The following is a 19192-nucleotide window of genomic DNA, read 5'->3' on the forward strand; positions in this document are numbered from 1 at the left end:
AGATCTGCTTGCGCGTCTCATCGCCAATGATCCGTTGAAAATCACGTACGATCATCGGATAGGGATGCGGGCCTACGACAGAGCCTAGAATATAAAAGGTATCCTCAACATTCGCAACCCAGTATCGAAGCGTCTCATTACCGGCATCCTTTAATGTACGAGTTCCAGAAGTAACGGGAACGACCTCTGCACCCAGCAATCTCATTCGAAATACATTTAGCTCTTGGCGTCTCATATCCTCTTCGCCCATGAATACCTTGCACTCCATGCCAAGCAGTGCCGCTACCGTCGCGGAGGCTACGCCATGCTGGCCTGCTCCCGTCTCTGCAATAATTTTCGTTTTACCCATACGTTTCGCCAGCAGTGCTTGCCCAATCGTATTGTTGATTTTATGCGCACCAGTATGATTGAGATCTTCGCGCTTTAAGTAAATTTTAGCGCCGCCAAGCTGCTTGCTAAGTCGCTCAGCATAATAGAGCGCCGTTGGTCTGCCAGAGTAATTTTTGAGCAGATCAATCAGTTCCTTTTGAAATTCTGGATCTGCAATATGTGTCTTATAAGCCTCTTCAAGCTCAGTCAATGCATTCATTAGCGTTTCTGGGACATAGCGCCCTCCAAAGCTGCCAAATCGGCCAGCTGTATCAGGATAAGGATAGGTTAGTACGGGATTCGTCATGATTTCTCACCCTTTCAATGAATTGTCTTACTTTATCGATATCCTTCACTCCGTTGCTCTCAACGCCGCTTGACACGTCTACTCCCGCAAGCGGATATTGCTTCAGCTCAGCAACATTCGAAGGAGTCAGTCCGCCTGCTGCAAATAGAGGCAAGCGATAGTGATCAACGAGCTCGATTACTATCGGAATAAGCTCCCAGCGGAAGGCCTTGCCGCTGCCACCGCCATATACCGGATCATGGGTATCTAGCAGCAATCCGTCAATATGAGAGCTCACCTTTTCCAAATTCTCGAATTCTTTCATGTGAAGCAAATGCTTGATGCTGATCTTATCAAATTCTTCGTCGTTAAAATGAGGAATGGGTATCGTAAGCCATATCTCAACCTCGTATTGCTGCTTGATAGCTGGCAGCCATTCGATATCCGCTGGAAAATGAAATTGAATGGCATCGAGCTTAACTTGATGCAAGACCTGCTCGATGTCCCCTTGGCTCGTATGTCCAAACACGCCCACGAGCTTTGGTAAAGTCTCCGTTACTTCACGCATACGGCTAATAAACGTATTAACCTCTGCTGGCTTCACCTGCCGCTTGCTTTTGGCGAACACAAAGCCCATATAGTCAGGATGAAGTTCTGCTACCTGGACAGCCAATTCTGCGCTAGTAATTCCGCATATCTTTGCCTTCATTCGATTAGCCTCGCTTTACAAGATCCTTATTGAACAGTTGTGGGCGATGCAGAGGGGCTCTGAAGTCCGCTCATCAAATCCAGCACGCCCTGCTCTACATCTGCTTGTCTCATAAAGTGCTCCCCGATCAGCACCGCATCAATGCCTTGCTCTGCACAACGAGCCATATGTTCTGGCAAATGAATGCCGCTTTCGCTAACGATGACCACATCTCTCGTAATCTGCTCCTGAAGGCGATAGGTTTGCTCGATATCTGTCACGAACGTCTTCAGATTGCGATTATTGATGCCTAACAGCTCTACACCATCTAACTGTTGAACCCGTGCAAGCTCTTCGTCGTCATGCACTTCTATTAAGGACTCCATTCCTAAAGCAGCGGTTAGCCGTATATACTGCTGAAGCTCTTTATCATTTAAGACCGCGGCAATCAAAAGAATCGCATCTGCTCCAATTAATCTAGCTTCAACAATTTGCTCTTCACTGATGATAAATTCCTTCCTTAACAGAGGAAGATCAACAGTCTGTCGGACTTGTTTGAAAATATCGATCCCGCCCTGAAAATATTGAACATCGGTTAACACCGACAAGGTATCAGCTCCCGCACGTTCATAGGCTTTGGCAATACGAACAGGGTCGAAATCCTCACGAATGAGGCCTTTGGAGGGAGAAGCCTTCTTCACCTCAGCAATCAGCCCGACTTCTCGGTTACGGTTCATTGTCAACGCGGCCTTAAAGCTTCGGCAAGGAGGAAGCTTTAGGATTGCCTCCTCCGATGCCTGACGGTTCATCTCGCTTCGAAGCAGCTCTACTTCGACACGCTTCGTCTCAATAATTCGATCAAGAAACATGGCATAATCCTCCTGACGTTTCAATCCATTGCTCGAGTTTACGCTTCGCCTTGCCTGAATCTATCGCGTCAGCTGCGATAAGCACGCCTTCATGAATGCTGTCAGCTAGGCCAGAAACGTAGATGCATGCTGCAGTATTAGCCAGCACGATATCTCGAAGGGCTCCCCGCTCGCCCTGTAGCACACGATGAACAAGTGCGGCATTTACCGTGGCATCTCCGCCAAGCACCTCTGTTAGTGGCTGTGTGCAAAGTCCAATATCTTCCGGAATGATATCGTATGTGATGATATCGCCATTGCGAAGCTCGCTTACTCGTGTTGGAGCAGACAAGCTGATCTCATCAAGTCCATCCTCACTGGATACGACCATTGCCCGCTTCAGACCTAGCTCTCTTAACACGGCTGCTACCGTCTCTGTTCGAGAACGATCATAGATTCCGAGCAGCTGTCTATCGGCACCCGCTGGATTCGTTAAAGGGCCGAGCATGTTGAAGATTGTCCGGACGCCCAGCTCTTTCCTAGGTCCGGCAGCATGCTTCATGGCAGGATGATACACCTGTGCAAACATAAAGCATATGCCAATTTCCTCTAAGCACTGTGCAGCCTGCTTGCTTGTTAGATGAATATTCACTCCTAATGCTTCAAGGACATCCGCGCTTCCCGACTTGCTTGATGCTGAACGGTTACCGTGCTTCGCCACTCTAACGGATACAGAAGACGCGATGATTGCGGATAAGGTGGAAATATTGAACTTATGAATCCCGGATCCGCCAGTACCGCAAGTATCCAACAACTGCTCTCGATTCGTGTGAACCAGGTTGCATCTGCTTCTCATTGCTTCCGCAAAGCCAGTGATTTCTTCCACCGTTTCTCGGTTTAAACGAAGTGCGGCAAGGATTGCTCCGATCTGAGCTGCAGTAGCGTGACCATCCATAATATCTTCCATGACTTGACGCGCTTCCGTTCTGGACAAATGCTCCCCTATTACGACACGCGACAGCGCTTCTCGAATTCGAATATCTTGACTCATCCCAATGTCCCCCTCTCCATCTCATCCATTGATTCCATCGTGAAATAATCCATATTGACATGAGAGAATCGAGGGTATGGGTTTATTCTTGTGCTGATGGAGCGATTCTCTATCATGTTACTTCTGAATACTTGGGCGGCGGTCTCCACCTTCTCAAGAAGCGCGAGCGCTTGATTTAAGGTTTCCTGGTATACTTCTTCCGGATCGGAATCCTTATGGATGGTTGCACCTGCTTGCACATAAGTCTTACCATGCTTGAAAATGATGCTTTGGTCCATTCCGCATGCATCACTGCATCCATTAAAGCTTAGATAACCGATTGCACCGCCAAACGTTCCACGAGCCGTATCCTCAAGCTCGGCAAGAAGATGAATGGCATGAAGCTTTGGTGAGCCAACTAACCTTTCACTAGGGAAACGAGCGAGAAGCTGATTGAAATCATCCTCTTTTCGATCTCCAATCGATTCATCATCTGCTTTGAAAGTGAGAAAGACCTCGTTCTCTTCACCAGCTTTGCTAAATGATTCCGAAGCGGATCCAATGATCGTTTCCTCGTCCATTTTCATGCAGTACATATAAGGAGAAGAATTCGTTGCCCGCAGAACTCGGTATGCGTCAAGCGGAGGCACATAGGTTGGTTGCTCCATACGGTGTGAAAGGAACAACTCTCTTATCTCCCCCGTTTGCATGTGCTGCTGAGCACATTTCACTTTTTCAATGAAGGCACTCCTAGCGGATCTATCCTCGGTAAGTGTTGTATCTGTAATGGAGTGTTCAGCGAGATCCACATCATTCAATCGTTCTTGTGCAAGCGGTGCGGTTGCCCGTCTCTTCAAACGCTTAAGCCTTAAGGCCGCTTCTTGGTAAAGGATTTGAATCAGATCTTCATCCGCTTCGTCAGGCAAATGGAGGTTGACCACCACTTGCATCTGCTGCATGTGATGATCAAATACAACAAACTCACTCACCATCATAAAATGCAGATCATACATGCCAAGATCATCTTTTCTGTGCCTAGGTATCTGCTCCAACTGTTGAATCAAATCGTATCCGATATAACCAACAGCTCCTCCGGAAAATGCGGGCAGTTCTGCTAGATATGGACTGCGATACCTTTTCATTAATATCTTCATGGCAGCCATGGGGTCCTCTTGAATCGCATGCTGCTGTCCATTCTCATGAAGCACGGTTACTCCATTCTTCCCCCGCAGAATGAATAATGGATCTGTACCGATAAAGGAGTATCTCCCTTGTTTTCTTTGTTCATCGACGCTCTCCAACAAGAACGCATATGGCTGTTTTTGCATCCGCTGATATACTCTGATCGGCGTCTCCGTATCTGCAAGCATCGCTTCAATCAGCGGAATGACATTATAAGTCTTTGATAGCTCCATGACTTGGTCTATACTCAGAACCATTCTCTTCACTCCTTCAAATCTCGCCAACTCGGTGAGAAAAATGAAGCAGAGAGTAATAAAAAAAGCCTCTACCAAAGTAGAGGCTACATTTCACACGAGAATATGAGTAGATCGCATCACCAAACAGAATATGGATTCAAATAAGAGAAAGACATCCTGATGAATGCACTTCTCCTCCCATTCACTCTGCTGTGCTGCGGAGATATATTCCATTGCTCTCAACTAAACTCTACTCAACTCATCTAAAACTCTGCTCAACTCTGCTACTGCCACTATACAACAAGTTCGGATTCAGCGTCAATCCACAATCTTCATGCATCCATTAAAAAAAGCAGGTAAACACCATAATGTAGGAGTCCCTGCTCTTTGATTACCCTTAATAAGGGCATTATTTCTGCTTCTTGGCGAGGTCAGGGCGAAGTTTAGCAGCCTCGTTCAAGTACACATGCTGAATTTCTGCCTGCCCCTTCTCTGTATTCACATGAATCATAAAGCGAACGCAAAACGGCAAGCTACCTGGCACCGGCATTTCCGTGGAGCACATTATAGGTACCAGTTCCCAACCAGGCAAGGAGCGAACCGCTACGGCTGGAAATACCGCATTCAGATCCTCTGTAACAGTAATCCAGATGCTTGCGACCATCTCAGGATCAAGTTCATTGTCCTCGATAATCTGATGCAATAGCTCTGCCGTCGCATGGAGTATCTCCTCACGGTCATTTTCCGTGACGGTCGTTGCTCCACGAATTCCTCTTACAAGCATGATCCTCATTCTCCTCTCTTCAGTAATTCTACGATCTCACGTACGAGTCGAACGGGAACATCGCGGCGAATATCGACCTTGCCAATCGCCGTTGGAACGACGAATACCATCTCGCCTTCACTGAATTTCTTGTCATGCATCATTGCAGACATGATGTCATCTGTCTCGTACGATGCCGGTATCTGTGTAGGCAGTCCAAACGCTTCTATCAAACGGCGAGTATACGGCAAGATCTCTGGATCCTCTCCTAACCGCTCAGCAAGCATAGCCGAACCAATCATTCCGATGGATATGGCCTCCCCATGAAGCAGTTCCCCGTAGTGACCAACGGCTTCAAGCGCATGCCCGATCGTGTGGCCAAGGTTCAGGATCGCTCGAAGATCCTGCTCACGCTCATCCTTTGAGACAACCTGAGCCTTTACGGAGCAGCCGGTATATAACCCGTATTGCAGCACATCTTCTTTAAGGGATAAGAGATCAGAGGCATGCTCCAAGCACCAATCCGCAAAAGCACGATCCCATATTAAACCATGCTTCAGCATCTCTGCTAAGCCTGCTCTTACCTCACGAATCGGCAGCGTTAATAAGGTGCTTGTATCATAGACAACCATCTCAGGCTGATAGAATGCACCAATTATATTTTTGGCAAGAGGATGATTAACGGCAACCTTGCCGCCTACACTGCTATCGTGAGCAAGAATTGTAGTTGGCACCTGAACAAAGCGCACACCTCTCATATAAGAAGCAGCTACGAATCCAGCCAAGTCCCCTACAACACCGCCACCAAGCGCGATAACGGTTGACTTGCGGTCCAAGCCCGCCTGAAGCGCAGTCGTAATGCATGCTTCGAGATTCGCTAAAGACTTGGAACTCTCACCGGAAGGAACGATATGCACAGCAACGTTATAGCCTGCTTCGGTGAGCGATTGCTTGGCTGTTTCAAGGTGCAGAGCAGCAACACTCTCATCCGTAATGATCAGCATTGGGCTCCTCGTAGACAGATCCTTCAGCTGACATAACTCGCCAAGGCGCAGTACGAGCCCGGAACCGATCCATATCGGGTAGCTGCGTTCTCCAAGCTCTACTTGTAACTCTGCTGTTTGTAATTGCTTATTGATTTGCATTGCGATCACCTAGTATCGAGAGATTTGCTCAAGGTAGTTGTTAAGGTTCGCTTGAATTTCTTCCATGGAGTCGCCACCGAACTTTTCAAGCAACGCCTTTGCAACTTCCCAAGCAACCACATGCTCCATAACGACACTTGCTGCTGGAACAGCACATGCATCTGAACGTTCAACTTGAGCAGTGAACGGCTCCTTCGTATCGATATCCACACTGCGAAGCGGCTTGTACAGTGTCGGAATCGGCTTCATAACGCCGCGGACAACAATTGGCATGCCATTCGTTGTTCCGCCTTCGAATCCGCCAAGTCGATTGGATGAGCGGGTGTATCCTGTTCCTTCCTGATACTCAATCTCATCGTGCACCTGAGAACCGCGAATCTTGCCAGCTTCAAAACCAATCCCAATCTCAACGCCTTTAAAAGCATTGATCGACATGACTGCTTGAGCAATACGGCCATCGAGTTTGCGGTCATATTGAACATAAGAGCCTAGTCCTACAGGAACGCCCTCAATGATGCATTCTACGATGCCACCGATGGAGTCTCCTTCAGCCTTGATCTGATCAATATAAGCCTCCATGCGCGCTTCCGTCTCTTTATCTACAACACGAACAGACGAAGCCTCTGTTTGCTCAATCAATTCGTCAATGCCGAGTTGATGAGGAGGAGCTTCGATCTCTCCAATTCGAATAACTTGTCCAGCAACCTTAATGCCAAAGGCTTGCAGGAATTGTCTTGCGACTGCGCCAACCGCTACGCGGGCAGCTGTCTCACGAGCACTGGAACGCTCCAGAACATTGCGCAGGTCCTTCTGATTATATTTTAAGCCACCATTAAGATCAGCATGGCCTGGACGCGGGCGATGAACACGGCGCTTCTCTTCATCCGTTCCTTCTATCGGCTCCACGTTCATGATTTTCGTCCAATGGGTCCAGTCCTTGTTCTCTACAACGAGAGCAATAGGCGCTCCTGTCGTGCGGCCATGGCGAACACCACCAACAATCTGTGCTGTATCTTTTTCAATTTGCATGCGACGTCCACGGCCATACCCTTTCTGACGACGGTGCAATTGGAAATTCAATTCTTCAAAATCAATGGTCAAATTGCTTGGCATGCCTTCAATGATGGCAGTCAATTGAGGACCATGTGTCTCACCTGCTGTTAAGTATCGCAAACTCACAAGAACTCCCCCTATTACTTTGCCGCTGTAAATGGCTAAAATTCCAAAACTCTTTTGCTCATTATAGTATAGCAGGATACGTTTGACAAGAAAGCAAAAACACGCCGCTGCAGCACATAACGCTGCCAATCGACGTGTTAGTTGGTGAATTCCTCATGTTTAAGACGAAAAAGAAAACTTTAAACGAACTCTTTTTCTCTTCAGATCAAACCTTCTATTCCATTTGACGATTGGACAGCAACTGTACGTAAGACCATTCATATTGCTGCCTAAAGTCTCGATCATGCTTCCACTGCTCTACGCATCGCTCCATCGGGCACAGTTCCAATCCAAGGATCTGTGCGCACTCCTGAAGCGAGAGAAGTCCTCTGCGATAGGCGGATATCACCTTAGCTTTGTCCAAGCCGCATCCCTCCGAACATCACTCATCGTTTCCATCGTTAATGTGCATCGTGAACGTACAATAACGAATATCCGATAATCCTAGTATTCGTAGAACAGTAGATTTCTATTCCGAGGCTTTCTTTTTCCGATAGAAAAAGGTCTCCATCGATTCCAGATCATACTGGCTTGGATTAAAGATTTGCTCCGTGCTCCCAACAAATAATACACCGCCAGGTCTCAGTGCCTGTGCAAATTTCATATACAATTGCTGCTTGGCTTCTTCCGTAAAGTAGATCATGACGTTTCTGCATATGATTAGGTCATGATTTGTTTCAAATGAATCAGTCAATAAGTTGTGTTTGCGAAATTGAATCTCACGCTTCAGCGATTCATTGATTCGAATCGTATCTCCTGCTTGCGTAGAATAACGCGCTTTGAATGAAGGCGGCACATCCTTAAACGCCCGCTCCAAGTAGACGGCTTCCTTCGCTTTGGCCAACACATTCTCATCGATGTCTGTAGCGGTAATGGACGATTGCTGAATCAAGCCAGCATCATCTAGAATCATAGCTAGACTGTAAGGCTCCTCTCCTGTTGAGCATGCAGCGCTCCAACACTTTAGACGCTTTGATTCTTTCACCAATTCAGGAATAATAAGATCCTTAAGCGTATGCCAGCGCGTAGGATTCCGCCAGAATTCAGACACGTTGATCGTCATCCGATCCAGAAATTCGTGATAAATATTGGCGTCCTTGTTCATGGCATCTGCAAATGCTGCAAATGAGGCATAGCCCAGCTTCATTCGAAGAGTATTCAGTCTTCTGCGCATCTGAGCCTCTTTATATTGGGCAAGGTCAATGCCGCTTTTCTGTTTGATGCGCTCAATAAACAAACAATAGTCCTTTGTCTCTTCTTCGGTATACGTAATCGTTCCAGCTTGCTGATCCGTTTGCTGTTCAAATGTTGATCGCAGCATTGGACGTTTGGCTTCTCTATCTGACATTGTTTCTCCCTCTCCCTACTCCACGTTCCAAATCTACATCTTATTATATATATCGAAAAAACACGGCTGAATGTTATATCCGCCGTGTTCATTCCATTCATTGCTGTCATGTAAGCTCTTACAATAATATAGACCATTCAAACGTAGGACGAAAAAATTATAACCAAGGCTCAATCGAGCGCTCGAAGCGTACCAGTTCACTTTCTACAAACATATTTCCTATTTCTCGTTCAGCGCTCTCAACAGAATCTGAGCCGTGAACAAGATTAAAGTTCGTATGTGAAGCGAAGTCGCCACGAATGGTGCCTGGAACGGCATCCGTCACCTTTGTCTTGCCGATAACGGCGCGTGATAATGCAATTACATCATCACCTTCCCATACCATCGCAAACACAGGTCCTGACGTAATAAAATCCACCAATTCACCAAAGAAAGGCTTCTCTTTATGCTCTGCATAATGAAACTCCGCTTGCTCACGAGAAACCAGCATCAATTTACCGCCAATAAGCTTGAATCCTTTTCGCTCAAAGCGACTTACAATCTCACCAATAAGACCGCGTTGCACGCCGTCTGGCTTTACCATGATGAATGTGCGTTCCATACGTTCACTCCTTGATAAAATGGTTATGTCCTATAACACAAGCATTATACCAAATTTTTCATGTTCGTACACATGAAAGTTTCAAAGAGGAGAAAAGAAAATGAACTCAACGCCGCTGAGTTCATCCTTTTTCCCATCAACGATTGTATAGATACTGCAAACTTCATCGTACTTCCGACTCGAGACATTCCTTCATGCAAATACCCATTATGCCCCTCATGTTTTGGACATGAACACTGGTCAATGAGAACGGCTCGCAATAAAGTGAGCAATATCTCTCAAGCTTCTCTTCGCACGCTGATCAGGAAGCGCCTTAAGTGCATCCAACGCCTTCTCCAAATATTGATTAGCAAGCTCCTCGGCTTTTTGAATGCCGCGGCTAGCTCGTATCATGTCCAAGGCTTCGGTAACGTCCGTTTCCCCGTTCAACTTGTGAATATGCTTGATCTGTTCAAGAAGCGGATCGCGAAGCTTGGATTCCTGCAGCGCAAACAAGACAGGTAGCGTAATATTGCCTTGCTTAATATCATTGCCCGGAGGCTTTCCCAGCTGCGCCTCTGTGCCCGTCAAGTCTAGAACATCATCACGGATTTGGAAGGTCATTCCGACATTGTAGCCATAACGATACAAGGCATTGCTGATCTTCGAATCTGCTCCAGCTGCAATAGCGCCAAGCTGACAGCTGATCGCGATCAGGATCGCAGTCTTTCTGCGAATGCGAAGCAGGTATTGTCGTACCGACTGCTCAGTATTGAAGAAATCCCGAATCTGTTCCATCTCCCCCAGGCACATCTGCACCATCGCACGGGAGAGGATTTGATGAATGGATGGATTTTTCAGCTCCGTGATCAACATGAGTGCCTTACCGTAAATATAATCCCCCGTATACATCGCTATTCGATTATCCCACTTTGATTTAACCGTGAGGTTTCCTCTTCGTGTGCTGGCATCGTCAATCACATCATCATGTACGAGCGAAGCCATATGAATGAGCTCCAATGGGACCGCAACCCGCTTCAACTGATCCAAATCGTATGTACCGAACTTGCCAGAAAGCAAGACGAATACAGGGCGTATCCGCTTGCCTCCTGACTTTAACAAGTGCAGGGAAGTCTCATTTAAAAGCTCATGATCCGAAACGATCGTGCGTTCCAGCTCACGCTCGATAAACGAGACGTCTGATTTCATTGTTGCGTAAATGTCCCACAGTTTCATGCTTTCACCTAACCAACTGTATTTTCCGACCAAATATCAAGGTGTACCTTATGATCAATCAAGCCTAACTCGTAGGCATATTCGAAATAACGCTGCAGACCACGCTGCTGTTCTGGGCCAAAGTCATGATTTAAGCCCGCAAAATAATAGCGCCAATATTCTGCCGTGCCACCGATCTGCTTCACTGCTTCCTGAACCAGCGGCTCAGGGTTAGCGATGCTAAGCTGCTTGCTGGCTTCAAAGGCATCCACGATTTCTCTGATCTCTGCCGGGCATCGTTCAATGATATCCTTTCGAACGGCCCAAACCGCAAAGGTCATCCACTCTCCTGTCCATTCATGCCAGCTTTCGCACAGGTCCACGACCTCATACTGCGGGTTCCGAACATTATCCCAGTATGCCCGAATCGCATGGTCTCCGATAAGCAAAGCCCCATCCGCCACAGCCATCATGTCCTCTAGCACAGGCTCCATCGGCAAGTACTCAGGGCTTGCTTCGTATCGTTTTGCTACAATGATCTTGAGCAAATTGATAGAGGTAGCAGAAGTTGTGGTTAAGGCAATCTTGCCTTTTAACACCTCAGCAAGCGGCTTCTTCAAGAACAATAGAATTGAATTCACCTTGCCATGGGCACTAACCGATAAATCTGGAAAGAGCGCATAACGCTCACTCGATACTCCATAAGCAAAGGAGGATATCGGCCCCATGTCGATCGACCCTTCCTTCATCGCTTTGTTAAGAGAAGAAGGAACAGCTGGTATCATTTCAACATGCGCGCTGCTTAGCTGCGGATTGAAGTGGTAGAACATTGGCCATACATTCGTGTAGTTAATTCTTCCGATACGAATCGTTGCCGTCTCCTGCTCCTGCTGACTTTGTTCATGATTCATTCGGATCCCCCCACCGTGTAAACAGTTCATGTTCAATATTTAGACTGTCAAGGACTTTACCAACCAAAAAATTGACGATATCATCAAGCGTCTTCGGCTTATGGTAGAAAGCCGGCATTGCTGGGATAAGCTTTACGCCCATGTTTGACAACTTGAGCATATTTTCAAGATGAATGGCATGCATTGGCGTTTCTCTAGGAACAAGCACCAATGGCCTTCCTTCTTTCATCATCACATCAGCTGCTCTCGCCATAAGGTTGTCAGATGCCCCATGCGCGATAGAAGAGAGCGTTCCCATAGAGCATGGCATAATGATCATGCCTTTGACTCGGAACGATCCGCTTGCAATACTTGCTCCAATGTCGGCAATCGGATGCATCTGAATCGCTGCATCTTGTCCAAATGCCTGCTCAATCGCTTCTTGGCGCTTCGTTACTTTCCAGTCCAACTCTTCCTTCAATACCCGCCATCCAGCTTCTGTAATCAGCAGATGCACAAAATGTCCGGCATCCAGCAAAGATTGAACAAGGCGAACGCCGTAAATTGCGCCGCTCGCCCCTGTAATCCCTACAATCCATCGATCCATTTGCTTCATCAGCTTAACACCACCAAGTCAATCAAGGTAAAGAAGAACACTACCATGCTGAGTGCTCCATTCATAGTGAAGAATGCCGTATTCAAACGAGTAAGGTCATTAGCCTTCACAATAAGGTGCTCATAGATCAAGAGACCACAAGCAATGACGATGCCGAGAATATAGATCCAGCTTAGATTCGTGAGCCAAATTAAGAGCAAAAATCCAATCGCTGTCACAATATGAAAGCCTCTGGCGATCTTCAATGACTTTGCAATTCCAAATCGAACTGGGATGGAATGCAAGCCTTCCTTTTTATCGAAATCATAGTCCTGACATGCATAGACGATATCAAAGCCGGTTGTCCAGCATGCGATCGTGATAAAGAATATAATCGCTGTCCAATCGATAACATTGGTCACCGCGACCCAGCCCCCGAGGGGAGCGAGCGCAATCGTAAAGCCCAGAATAACATGGCAGAGCCAAGTAAAGCGCTTTGTGAAAGAATAAAAGACAAGCATAAATACAGCGATTGGCAGAAGATAAAAAGATAATGGCTCAAGCATCGCCGCCGCTAATATGAGAAGGCCAAATGACACTACCGTAAAGAGAAGAACCTCTCCCGCCTTCAATAGTCCGGCTGGGATTGCACGATTCGCTGTGCGAGGATTCTTCGCATCAATCGCCGCATCAATTAATCGATTAAGCGCCATGGCAGCACTTCTCGCTCCTACCATTGCAACTAGAATCCAACCGACTTGTCCCCACGACGGAAGATGGCCGTTCACCAGCATGGAACCGACGAGGGCACCCATAAATGCAAATGGCAGTGCAAATAACGTATGCTCAATCTTGATCATCTCAAGAAAGACCTTTACTTTCTTAAACATGTTCATTCCCCTTTGTTCCGATATGAAGAGCTGCGATTCCACTCATTAACGGATACGCTTCGACATCGTTAAGACCCGCTTCGATGAACATCTGCTTAAGCTCCTTATGGTCGGGGAATGCTGCAAGTGATTCTGGAAGCCACTTATATTGATCATAACGCTTTGCAATCCACTTTCCAAGCATTGGAAGAAGCCTTTGGAAGTAAAAATAATAAATGCTCTTAAATGGCTGCCATGTAGGCTTGGACAGTTCCAGGCATACAACCTTGCCTCCTGGCTTGACGACTCTTCGCATCTCGCGAATAACTTGCATGTAATCAGGCACATTGCGAAGTCCGAAGCCAATCGTAATATAATCAAACGTATTGTCCTCAAACGGAAGCTCCATCGCATTGCCTTCAATCAAGCGAATCTGTCTCGTTAATCCAATCTTGTCGATCTTTTGTTGGCCATGCATAAGCATATTCGGACTGAAATCAAGTCCTGTAATCTGCCCCGTCTTGCTCGCCTGTGCAAGCTGAATCGTCCAGTCGCAAGTACCACAGCACAAATCCAGTGCATTCTGGCCGACCTGCACATTCATCTTTCTCATCGTGAAACGACGCCAAGCTTTATGTCTACGGAAGCTCAAGATATCATTCATAATATCGTATTTCGGAGCTATACTTTCGAACACAGCGTGAACGTGCTTCTCCTTTTGTTCCCCGGTCTTCGGCGATTGTGTATTCACGTTTCGTCACCCTTCCCTTATATCGCCTATCTTTATCATTATGTTTGGGAGGATCCAGCTCATCGTTCTGATTCTCTTTACGAGGAAAATGACGGCACCTCGTTCTTGATCACTTCGATATCTAAATGAAGCTGCCGTTTGCATTCATCCAAGACTTCTTCCACCTGCCGTCTAGCCTGCTTCAGCATGTCCTGCAGAACGTGTTGAACTTGGTACTTCTTCATGAGTCCCTTCCACGTATCCTCATCCCAAGCTCGATTCATCAGAAGCTCTCTTTCTTCACGCGTTCCCTGCTGCAGGATGCGCCAATATCCATAGCTTCCATCGAAGGCGGAATACGCACTCGCTCTTTCTGTTTCTTGCTCGACAACTTCCAGCTTGGACAATTCGTGCAATGCTTTCCCCCACAATTCCACATCATGCGCACTCATGTGCGTATCCCATGCTTGGAATACACATTGCTTCAGCTTCGTTTTGTCCGAAATATAGCTTTCAGCGGTCATCCTAAACTGCTTCATCTTGTCCACCATCGTCATCTTCATGCGATTCACTTCGCATACCGCACGGCTTAACAGCTGTATGGCTTCGATCTGTCCGGCCTGTGCTAGAAGGTGATAGAATCGGCTACTAAAATAATCTCCCGCGAGCACCTTCAATTGTCTGGAACGCATATTGCGATCATCTCCATGATCACTTGCCAGTTCAACGGTGTCATGCGTATCCAAGGCAAGTTGAACAAGCGAGGTGACAACTTCGGGCAGTTCCCCCAGCTTAGCATGATTGCGACTCATAAAAGCACACAAAAGACCTGCTCTGGCGCTAGCCAATTCAGGGAGCTTTGTGTGCGCTTGAATCATATCATGCGATGCATAGAAATGTACAAGTTGCGGTATACGGTAACCCTTCATGATAATGCCTCCGAGTGTTGTCATCCATCTGGATGTCGTGATCTAAATCATTATAGCATAGGTTATAATCATGCGGACAACATTTATTGGGCAGAAATCTCCAGTCTCTGCCAGCTAATCATCGTGAATCATTGTCCTGCAGGCGCAAATTTCTTGTGCCACATTGTGGTATATGTAAGGCGAAGCGCTTGCTCCGTTGTTTTCGACAGCTCTGAAGAGGCTGCCTTAAGCTCTTGCAAATGCGCTTCTGCCACTTGATCCTTTCGTGCATCAAGCCCGAGAAGAATCTGCTTCTTATGTGCTTTTCGATCATCTACTACAATCCGAAGCTGTAAGCGATCCACATTGTTCATCTCCACGAAGCTGAAGTTCAGCCAGTGATACAGTTCTTCATATAGAAGAGAGGGCGTCATAATGGAAGCCGCTACCTTAATATCAAGTGATAGGCTTCCATTGGAGCTGTAATGTGCACGTGACAGTGGAAATGAATGCTTGGCTGCTTCCAATTGGTCGACAAGCATTTCTTCACTTAACCCTTTAACCGCTTGTTGAGAAGTAAAAACAGGCAAATCATACCCTTTGCCCTGCTCCAGCTCCTTTAAGGATGCGAGCATCCCCAAGCCTGCCATGATTACGAATGTAGCAAGGATGGAACCAATGAATAATTGAAGCTTCTTCACGAAGAATCACCTCACAAGCATTTCCTTGCATGCTATTCAGTCTCGTCGGATGCAAGGATGTCCATACCTCATTCTACAACGAAAAAAAGCAGGCTATGCCTGCATTATTCATCCTTATCTGTATGAATGACACCGTGCTTCGTCATGATCATGGCCTTGCCTCTTACTTTGACAGCCGAAGTGTGATCTGTAAACTGGGCGATCAGCACCTCGTTCTTGTCAAGTTTCTCCATATGATGAAAACGGGTATCCTGTCCGCGTGTCAAACCGATAACCTGTACCCCTTGTTCCTTCGCTTTAACGACGATATAGTCATTATGATTCTGTTCCATATGTGATGTCCTCCTCCAGCGTGCAGGCTGGACTCAATGTCCAGCAAGCCTGTCCATACCTTTAATCATGAATGCTTGAAGTGGGCTTGTCAACCATCCTTCCAAGCCTTTGCACTTCATCTGGATTTCATCATGTCCTTCACACCCATTAAGGAATCAAGCCGTGACGTCGTGGCCACGGCTTGATCAGAACAAGTCATCTATTCCTTAGTTAATGCCATCTTTCAACGCTTTTCCTGGCTTGAAAGCTGGAACTTTGCTTGCTGCAATCTCGATTTCTTCACCCGTTTGCGGGTTGCGTCCTTTACGAGCGGAACGCTCGCGCACCTCAAAGTTTCCGAATCCTACAAGCTGAACTTTGTCGCCATTTTGAAGGGCTTTGGAAATAGCGTCAAATACTGCATCCACCACTTTTGTAACATCCTTCTTAGACAGTTCCGTTGCTTCAGATACGTCTGTAATCAATTCAGATTTGTTCATTTAAGCTCACCTCCCAATTGAAATATGCTTATGATCCCATTCATGCACGGAATTCCTATACTTTATACCTTAAAAAAGGCAGAATGTCGCATTTTTATGGGCTTTTTGCCGTTTCACCAGATTTATAGTAATATATGGAGATTCTGATTGCAAGAAAATTCCTGTTTTTATGCCTGCCTGCGCTTTTTTACAACGTAGAACGTTACCGCAAGCGCTAAGATAAGCACGGTTCCCTTTATGATGTCATGTGTATAATATTGCAGATTCATCATCGTCAAACCATTGACCAATACACCGATGAGGACAGAACCGATAAAAGTTCCAAGCACATTCGGCTTGCCCGCCCCAAATACAGAGAACCCTACAAATACAGCTGCGACAGCTTCCATTAGAAGCGGTGCCCCAGCATCGATCTGTCCCGTACCAACACGAGAAGCAAACAAGATCCCCCCGATCGCAGCGCATATTCCAGACAGGACATATGCCCAAGTACGCACACGCTTTACCTTGATGCCTGACAGACGGGCGGCTTCCTCATTGCCACCAGTCATATACATTTGGCGGCCGAATGCCGTGTAGGTCAAAAATACATGAGCGATCACGACGGCAAGCAGCATAAGGATGACTGGAATCGGAATTGAAAAGCTGCCGATATAGAATTCACCTTGTCCAATTGTCAGGAAGGCATTTGACATCGTGCCTGGAGCCTTTGATCCATCAGGCAGCTGCATATTATTATAGATGGAGTACCCCTTGGTATAGGTCTTGTGGATGCCTGCGACAATGTACATCACAGCCAGCGTAGCAAGCAAATCCGGTATTTTGAATCTAACAATAAAGAATGCATTTATGAGACCTACTGCTGCTCCAATCAGCAGCGGAACGATAATGACTACGTACAGAGGCATCTCGTACCACACCATAAGCGAAGCAGCAGCAACCGTTGTTAGCGATACCGTTGAGCCAACGGATAAGTCAAACCCGTCCACAATAAGCGAGAACGTAACGCCTATCGCCACGAAGGTCACAATCGATATGGATCGCAGAATATCCGCAATGTTGGAGCCGGAGAAGAAGTAATCCAGCTTAATCGCAAAGAACGCGAATACCCCCAATATGACGATTATAGCTCCATAACGGAATGCAAACTGTAGAAGCCTGTCCTTAAAAGATGATTCCATGTGTCTTATTCCCCCCGCCCTGCGCTAGCATAGAACAACAATTGCTCTTGTGTCACTTCATTACGGCCAAATTGCTTGACGAATTGTCCATCGCACATTACGATTATTCGGTCCGCTATGCCGATCGCCTCTGCCAGTTCACTCGTAAAGTACAGAATCCCTTTGTGCTGGGAGGCAAGTTCTCCAATAATCCGGAATATATCCCTCTTCGCTCCAACATCGACGCCCTTCGTCGGCTCGTCAAAGATGTATAGCCTCGCTTTGCTTTCTACCCATTTCCCAATGGATACTTTCTGCTGATTACCACCGCTTAAGTAGGTCACTTCTGTATCATTAGAGGCAGTCTTGATCCCGAAGCGCTCGACAATTTGGCTAGACAGCTGGTTCTCTTGCTTGCTGCGAATAAATCCGATTCGACTTAAGGTGCCGATGATCGGCAGGCTCAGATTTTTCTTCACGGACTCCTGAACAAACACCCCCTGCTTTCGTCTCTCCTCCGGAATGTGGGCAATGCCTGTCAGCAATGCATCCGAAGGGTCCTTGATGCGTACCAACTTACCGCTCATGAAAATCTGACCTTCCTCAAGTAGATCTGCCCCAGAAAGAAGCCTCGCACACTCGGTCTTCCCCGCACCGACCAAGCCTACAATTGCGACAATTTCACCGGCACGCACCGTAAAATCAACACCTCGCACCTTCGTGCCAGACTTAAGCCCCCTTGCTTCAAGCAGCACTTCCTGAATATCGACCTTAGCCTTTGGAAATTCCTCTTGAAACTGTTCTCCAAGCATTTGGCTTATCACTTCTTCCGAACTTGTATCTACAATACGTGACGTGAACACTTGGGAACCGTCACGCATCACGGTCAATCTATCACACTCTCCGAATACTTCCGGCAGCCGATGAGAAATGAAGATGACCACAATTCCTTTGTCTCGCATCTCTCGCATAACTCGGAATAGGATCTCTGTTTCCTGCTGACTAAGCGGAGCAGTTGGTTCATCAAAAATGACAACCTTCGCTGCTTCGATGACTGTTCTCGCAATGAGCACCATTTGCTTTTCTGCAAGGCTTAGACGCTCTACAGGCTGAGCTAATGATAATGTAATTCCAAGCTGCTTACAGGCTTGCTCAGCTTGTCGCTCCATCGCAGCTGGATTTACCCACTTTCTACTGCCTGGTGCTGCCATTCGGTCCAGCAGAATATTTTCCGCGACGCTTAGTTGTGGAACTAACGCAGTATCCACTTCTTGATATACACAATGAATCCCAAAGTGCTTGGCATCAATCGGATCCTGAATATGCAAGTGTTTCCCGTCAAGCTCGATCTGCCCTTCATCCAAGGGATATGCACCTGATAATATTTTCATTAGAGTGCTCTTGCCCGCGCCATTTGCGCCTAACAAAGCATGGATCTCTCCACCTCTTGCTTCAAAGCTGACTTGCTTCAAGGCCTTTACGCCGCTGAATGCTTTGCCAATGCCATCCATGCGAAGCAAGGAACGGGAAATGCGAGGATCCGCATTTCCCGTAGGCAAAGGCTCACTTTGATTTGACAAGGGAGCAGAGATCGAGTGATTGCTCATCCTCATAGAAGT

General features: G+C 46.8%; 22 protein-coding genes. All 22 read right to left on the minus strand.

The window, feature by feature from the left end:
• The coding region (locus I2H74_RS24420) for a pyridoxal-phosphate dependent enzyme (protein ID WP_229106274.1) at window positions 1-676 on the minus strand (676 nt) is incomplete at its 3' end.
• Complete coding sequence (locus I2H74_RS01270; protein ID WP_195570960.1) at window positions 642-1364, minus strand: phosphoribosylanthranilate isomerase; 723 nt, start codon at window positions 1362-1364, stop codon at window positions 642-644. The genes I2H74_RS24420 and I2H74_RS01270, both read right to left, overlap by 35 nt.
• A 26-nt stretch (window positions 1365-1390) precedes the next feature.
• Window positions 1391-2212 (minus strand): indole-3-glycerol phosphate synthase TrpC, encoded by an 822-nt coding sequence (gene trpC, locus I2H74_RS01275; protein WP_195570962.1) that lies wholly within the window; start codon window positions 2210-2212, stop codon window positions 1391-1393.
• Window positions 2202-3242, minus strand: a complete 1041-nt coding sequence (gene trpD, locus I2H74_RS01280; RefSeq protein WP_195570964.1) for an anthranilate phosphoribosyltransferase — start codon at window positions 3240-3242, stop codon at window positions 2202-2204. Before trpD ends, trpC begins: the two co-directional genes overlap by 11 nt.
• On the minus strand, window positions 3239-4660 hold the full coding sequence (locus tag I2H74_RS01285; protein WP_195570966.1) for a chorismate-binding protein: 1422 nt from the start codon (window positions 4658-4660) through the stop codon (window positions 3239-3241). The genes trpD and I2H74_RS01285 overlap by 4 nt, the downstream gene beginning before the upstream one ends.
• 388 nt (window positions 4661-5048) lie before the next feature.
• A complete protein-coding gene (gene aroH / locus I2H74_RS01290) occupies window positions 5049-5423 on the minus strand; it encodes a chorismate mutase (protein WP_195570968.1) in 375 nt (124 codons plus the stop codon).
• A gap of 5 nt (window positions 5424-5428) precedes the next feature.
• Window positions 5429-6547, minus strand: coding sequence for a 3-dehydroquinate synthase (aroB, locus tag I2H74_RS01295; RefSeq protein ID WP_195570970.1), 1119 nt, complete (start codon window positions 6545-6547; stop codon window positions 5429-5431).
• A 9-nt stretch (window positions 6548-6556) separates the two neighbouring features.
• Window positions 6557-7726 (minus strand): chorismate synthase, encoded by a 1170-nt coding sequence (gene aroC, locus I2H74_RS01300; RefSeq protein ID WP_324253971.1) that lies wholly within the window; start codon window positions 7724-7726, stop codon window positions 6557-6559.
• Between the two features lie 214 nt (window positions 7727-7940).
• Complete coding sequence (locus I2H74_RS01305) at window positions 7941-8129, minus strand: hypothetical protein (protein WP_195572154.1); 189 nt, start codon at window positions 8127-8129, stop codon at window positions 7941-7943.
• Between the two features lie 105 nt (window positions 8130-8234).
• Window positions 8235-9113 (minus strand): CheR family methyltransferase, encoded by an 879-nt coding sequence (locus I2H74_RS01310; RefSeq protein WP_229106275.1) that lies wholly within the window; start codon window positions 9111-9113, stop codon window positions 8235-8237.
• Between the two features lie 157 nt (window positions 9114-9270).
• Complete coding sequence (gene ndk / locus I2H74_RS01315; protein WP_195570972.1) at window positions 9271-9714, minus strand: nucleoside-diphosphate kinase; 444 nt, start codon at window positions 9712-9714, stop codon at window positions 9271-9273.
• Window positions 9715-9954: 240 nt separating this feature from the next.
• Window positions 9955-10929 carry a heptaprenyl diphosphate synthase component II gene (hepT, locus tag I2H74_RS01320; protein ID WP_195570974.1) on the minus strand — a complete coding sequence of 325 codons (975 nt, stop codon included), beginning with the start codon at window positions 10927-10929 and terminating at the stop codon, window positions 9955-9957.
• A gap of 8 nt (window positions 10930-10937) precedes the next feature.
• A complete protein-coding gene (locus tag I2H74_RS01325) occupies window positions 10938-11819 on the minus strand; it encodes a menaquinone biosynthesis protein (RefSeq protein ID WP_195570976.1) in 882 nt (293 codons plus the stop codon).
• Window positions 11809-12414, minus strand: coding sequence for a UbiX family flavin prenyltransferase (locus I2H74_RS01330; protein WP_195570978.1), 606 nt, complete (start codon window positions 12412-12414; stop codon window positions 11809-11811). The genes I2H74_RS01325 and I2H74_RS01330 overlap by 11 nt, the downstream gene beginning before the upstream one ends.
• Window positions 12414-13283 carry a UbiA-like polyprenyltransferase gene (locus tag I2H74_RS01335; RefSeq protein ID WP_195570979.1) on the minus strand — a complete coding sequence of 290 codons (870 nt, stop codon included), beginning with the start codon at window positions 13281-13283 and terminating at the stop codon, window positions 12414-12416. Before I2H74_RS01335 ends, I2H74_RS01330 begins: the two co-directional genes overlap by 1 nt.
• Window positions 13276-14013 carry a demethylmenaquinone methyltransferase gene (locus I2H74_RS01340; RefSeq protein WP_195570981.1) on the minus strand — a complete coding sequence of 246 codons (738 nt, stop codon included), beginning with the start codon at window positions 14011-14013 and terminating at the stop codon, window positions 13276-13278. The genes I2H74_RS01335 and I2H74_RS01340 overlap by 8 nt, the downstream gene beginning before the upstream one ends.
• A gap of 77 nt (window positions 14014-14090) precedes the next feature.
• Window positions 14091-14921: a heptaprenyl diphosphate synthase component 1 gene (locus I2H74_RS01345; RefSeq protein ID WP_195570983.1), complete on the minus strand. Its 831-nt coding sequence runs from the start codon at window positions 14919-14921 to the stop codon at window positions 14091-14093.
• Between the two features lie 128 nt (window positions 14922-15049).
• A complete protein-coding gene (locus I2H74_RS01350) occupies window positions 15050-15601 on the minus strand; it encodes a hypothetical protein (protein WP_195570985.1) in 552 nt (183 codons plus the stop codon).
• A 104-nt stretch (window positions 15602-15705) separates the two neighbouring features.
• Window positions 15706-15933 carry a trp RNA-binding attenuation protein MtrB gene (gene mtrB / locus I2H74_RS01355; RefSeq protein WP_195570987.1) on the minus strand — a complete coding sequence of 76 codons (228 nt, stop codon included), beginning with the start codon at window positions 15931-15933 and terminating at the stop codon, window positions 15706-15708.
• Window positions 15934-16140: 207 nt separating this feature from the next.
• Complete coding sequence (locus I2H74_RS01360) at window positions 16141-16413, minus strand: HU family DNA-binding protein (protein ID WP_195570988.1); 273 nt, start codon at window positions 16411-16413, stop codon at window positions 16141-16143.
• Between the two features lie 167 nt (window positions 16414-16580).
• Window positions 16581-17594, minus strand: a complete 1014-nt coding sequence (locus I2H74_RS01365) for an ABC transporter permease (RefSeq protein WP_195570990.1) — start codon at window positions 17592-17594, stop codon at window positions 16581-16583.
• Window positions 17595-17599: 5 nt separating this feature from the next.
• Complete coding sequence (locus I2H74_RS01370) at window positions 17600-19084, minus strand: sugar ABC transporter ATP-binding protein (protein WP_195572084.1); 1485 nt, start codon at window positions 19082-19084, stop codon at window positions 17600-17602.
• Window positions 19085-19192 lie beyond the last annotated feature (108 nt).

The sequence above is a fragment of the Paenibacillus sp. 1001270B_150601_E10 genome (assembly GCF_015558675.1).
Taxonomy (GTDB): Bacteria; Bacillota; Bacilli; order Paenibacillales; family Paenibacillaceae; genus Paenibacillus_B.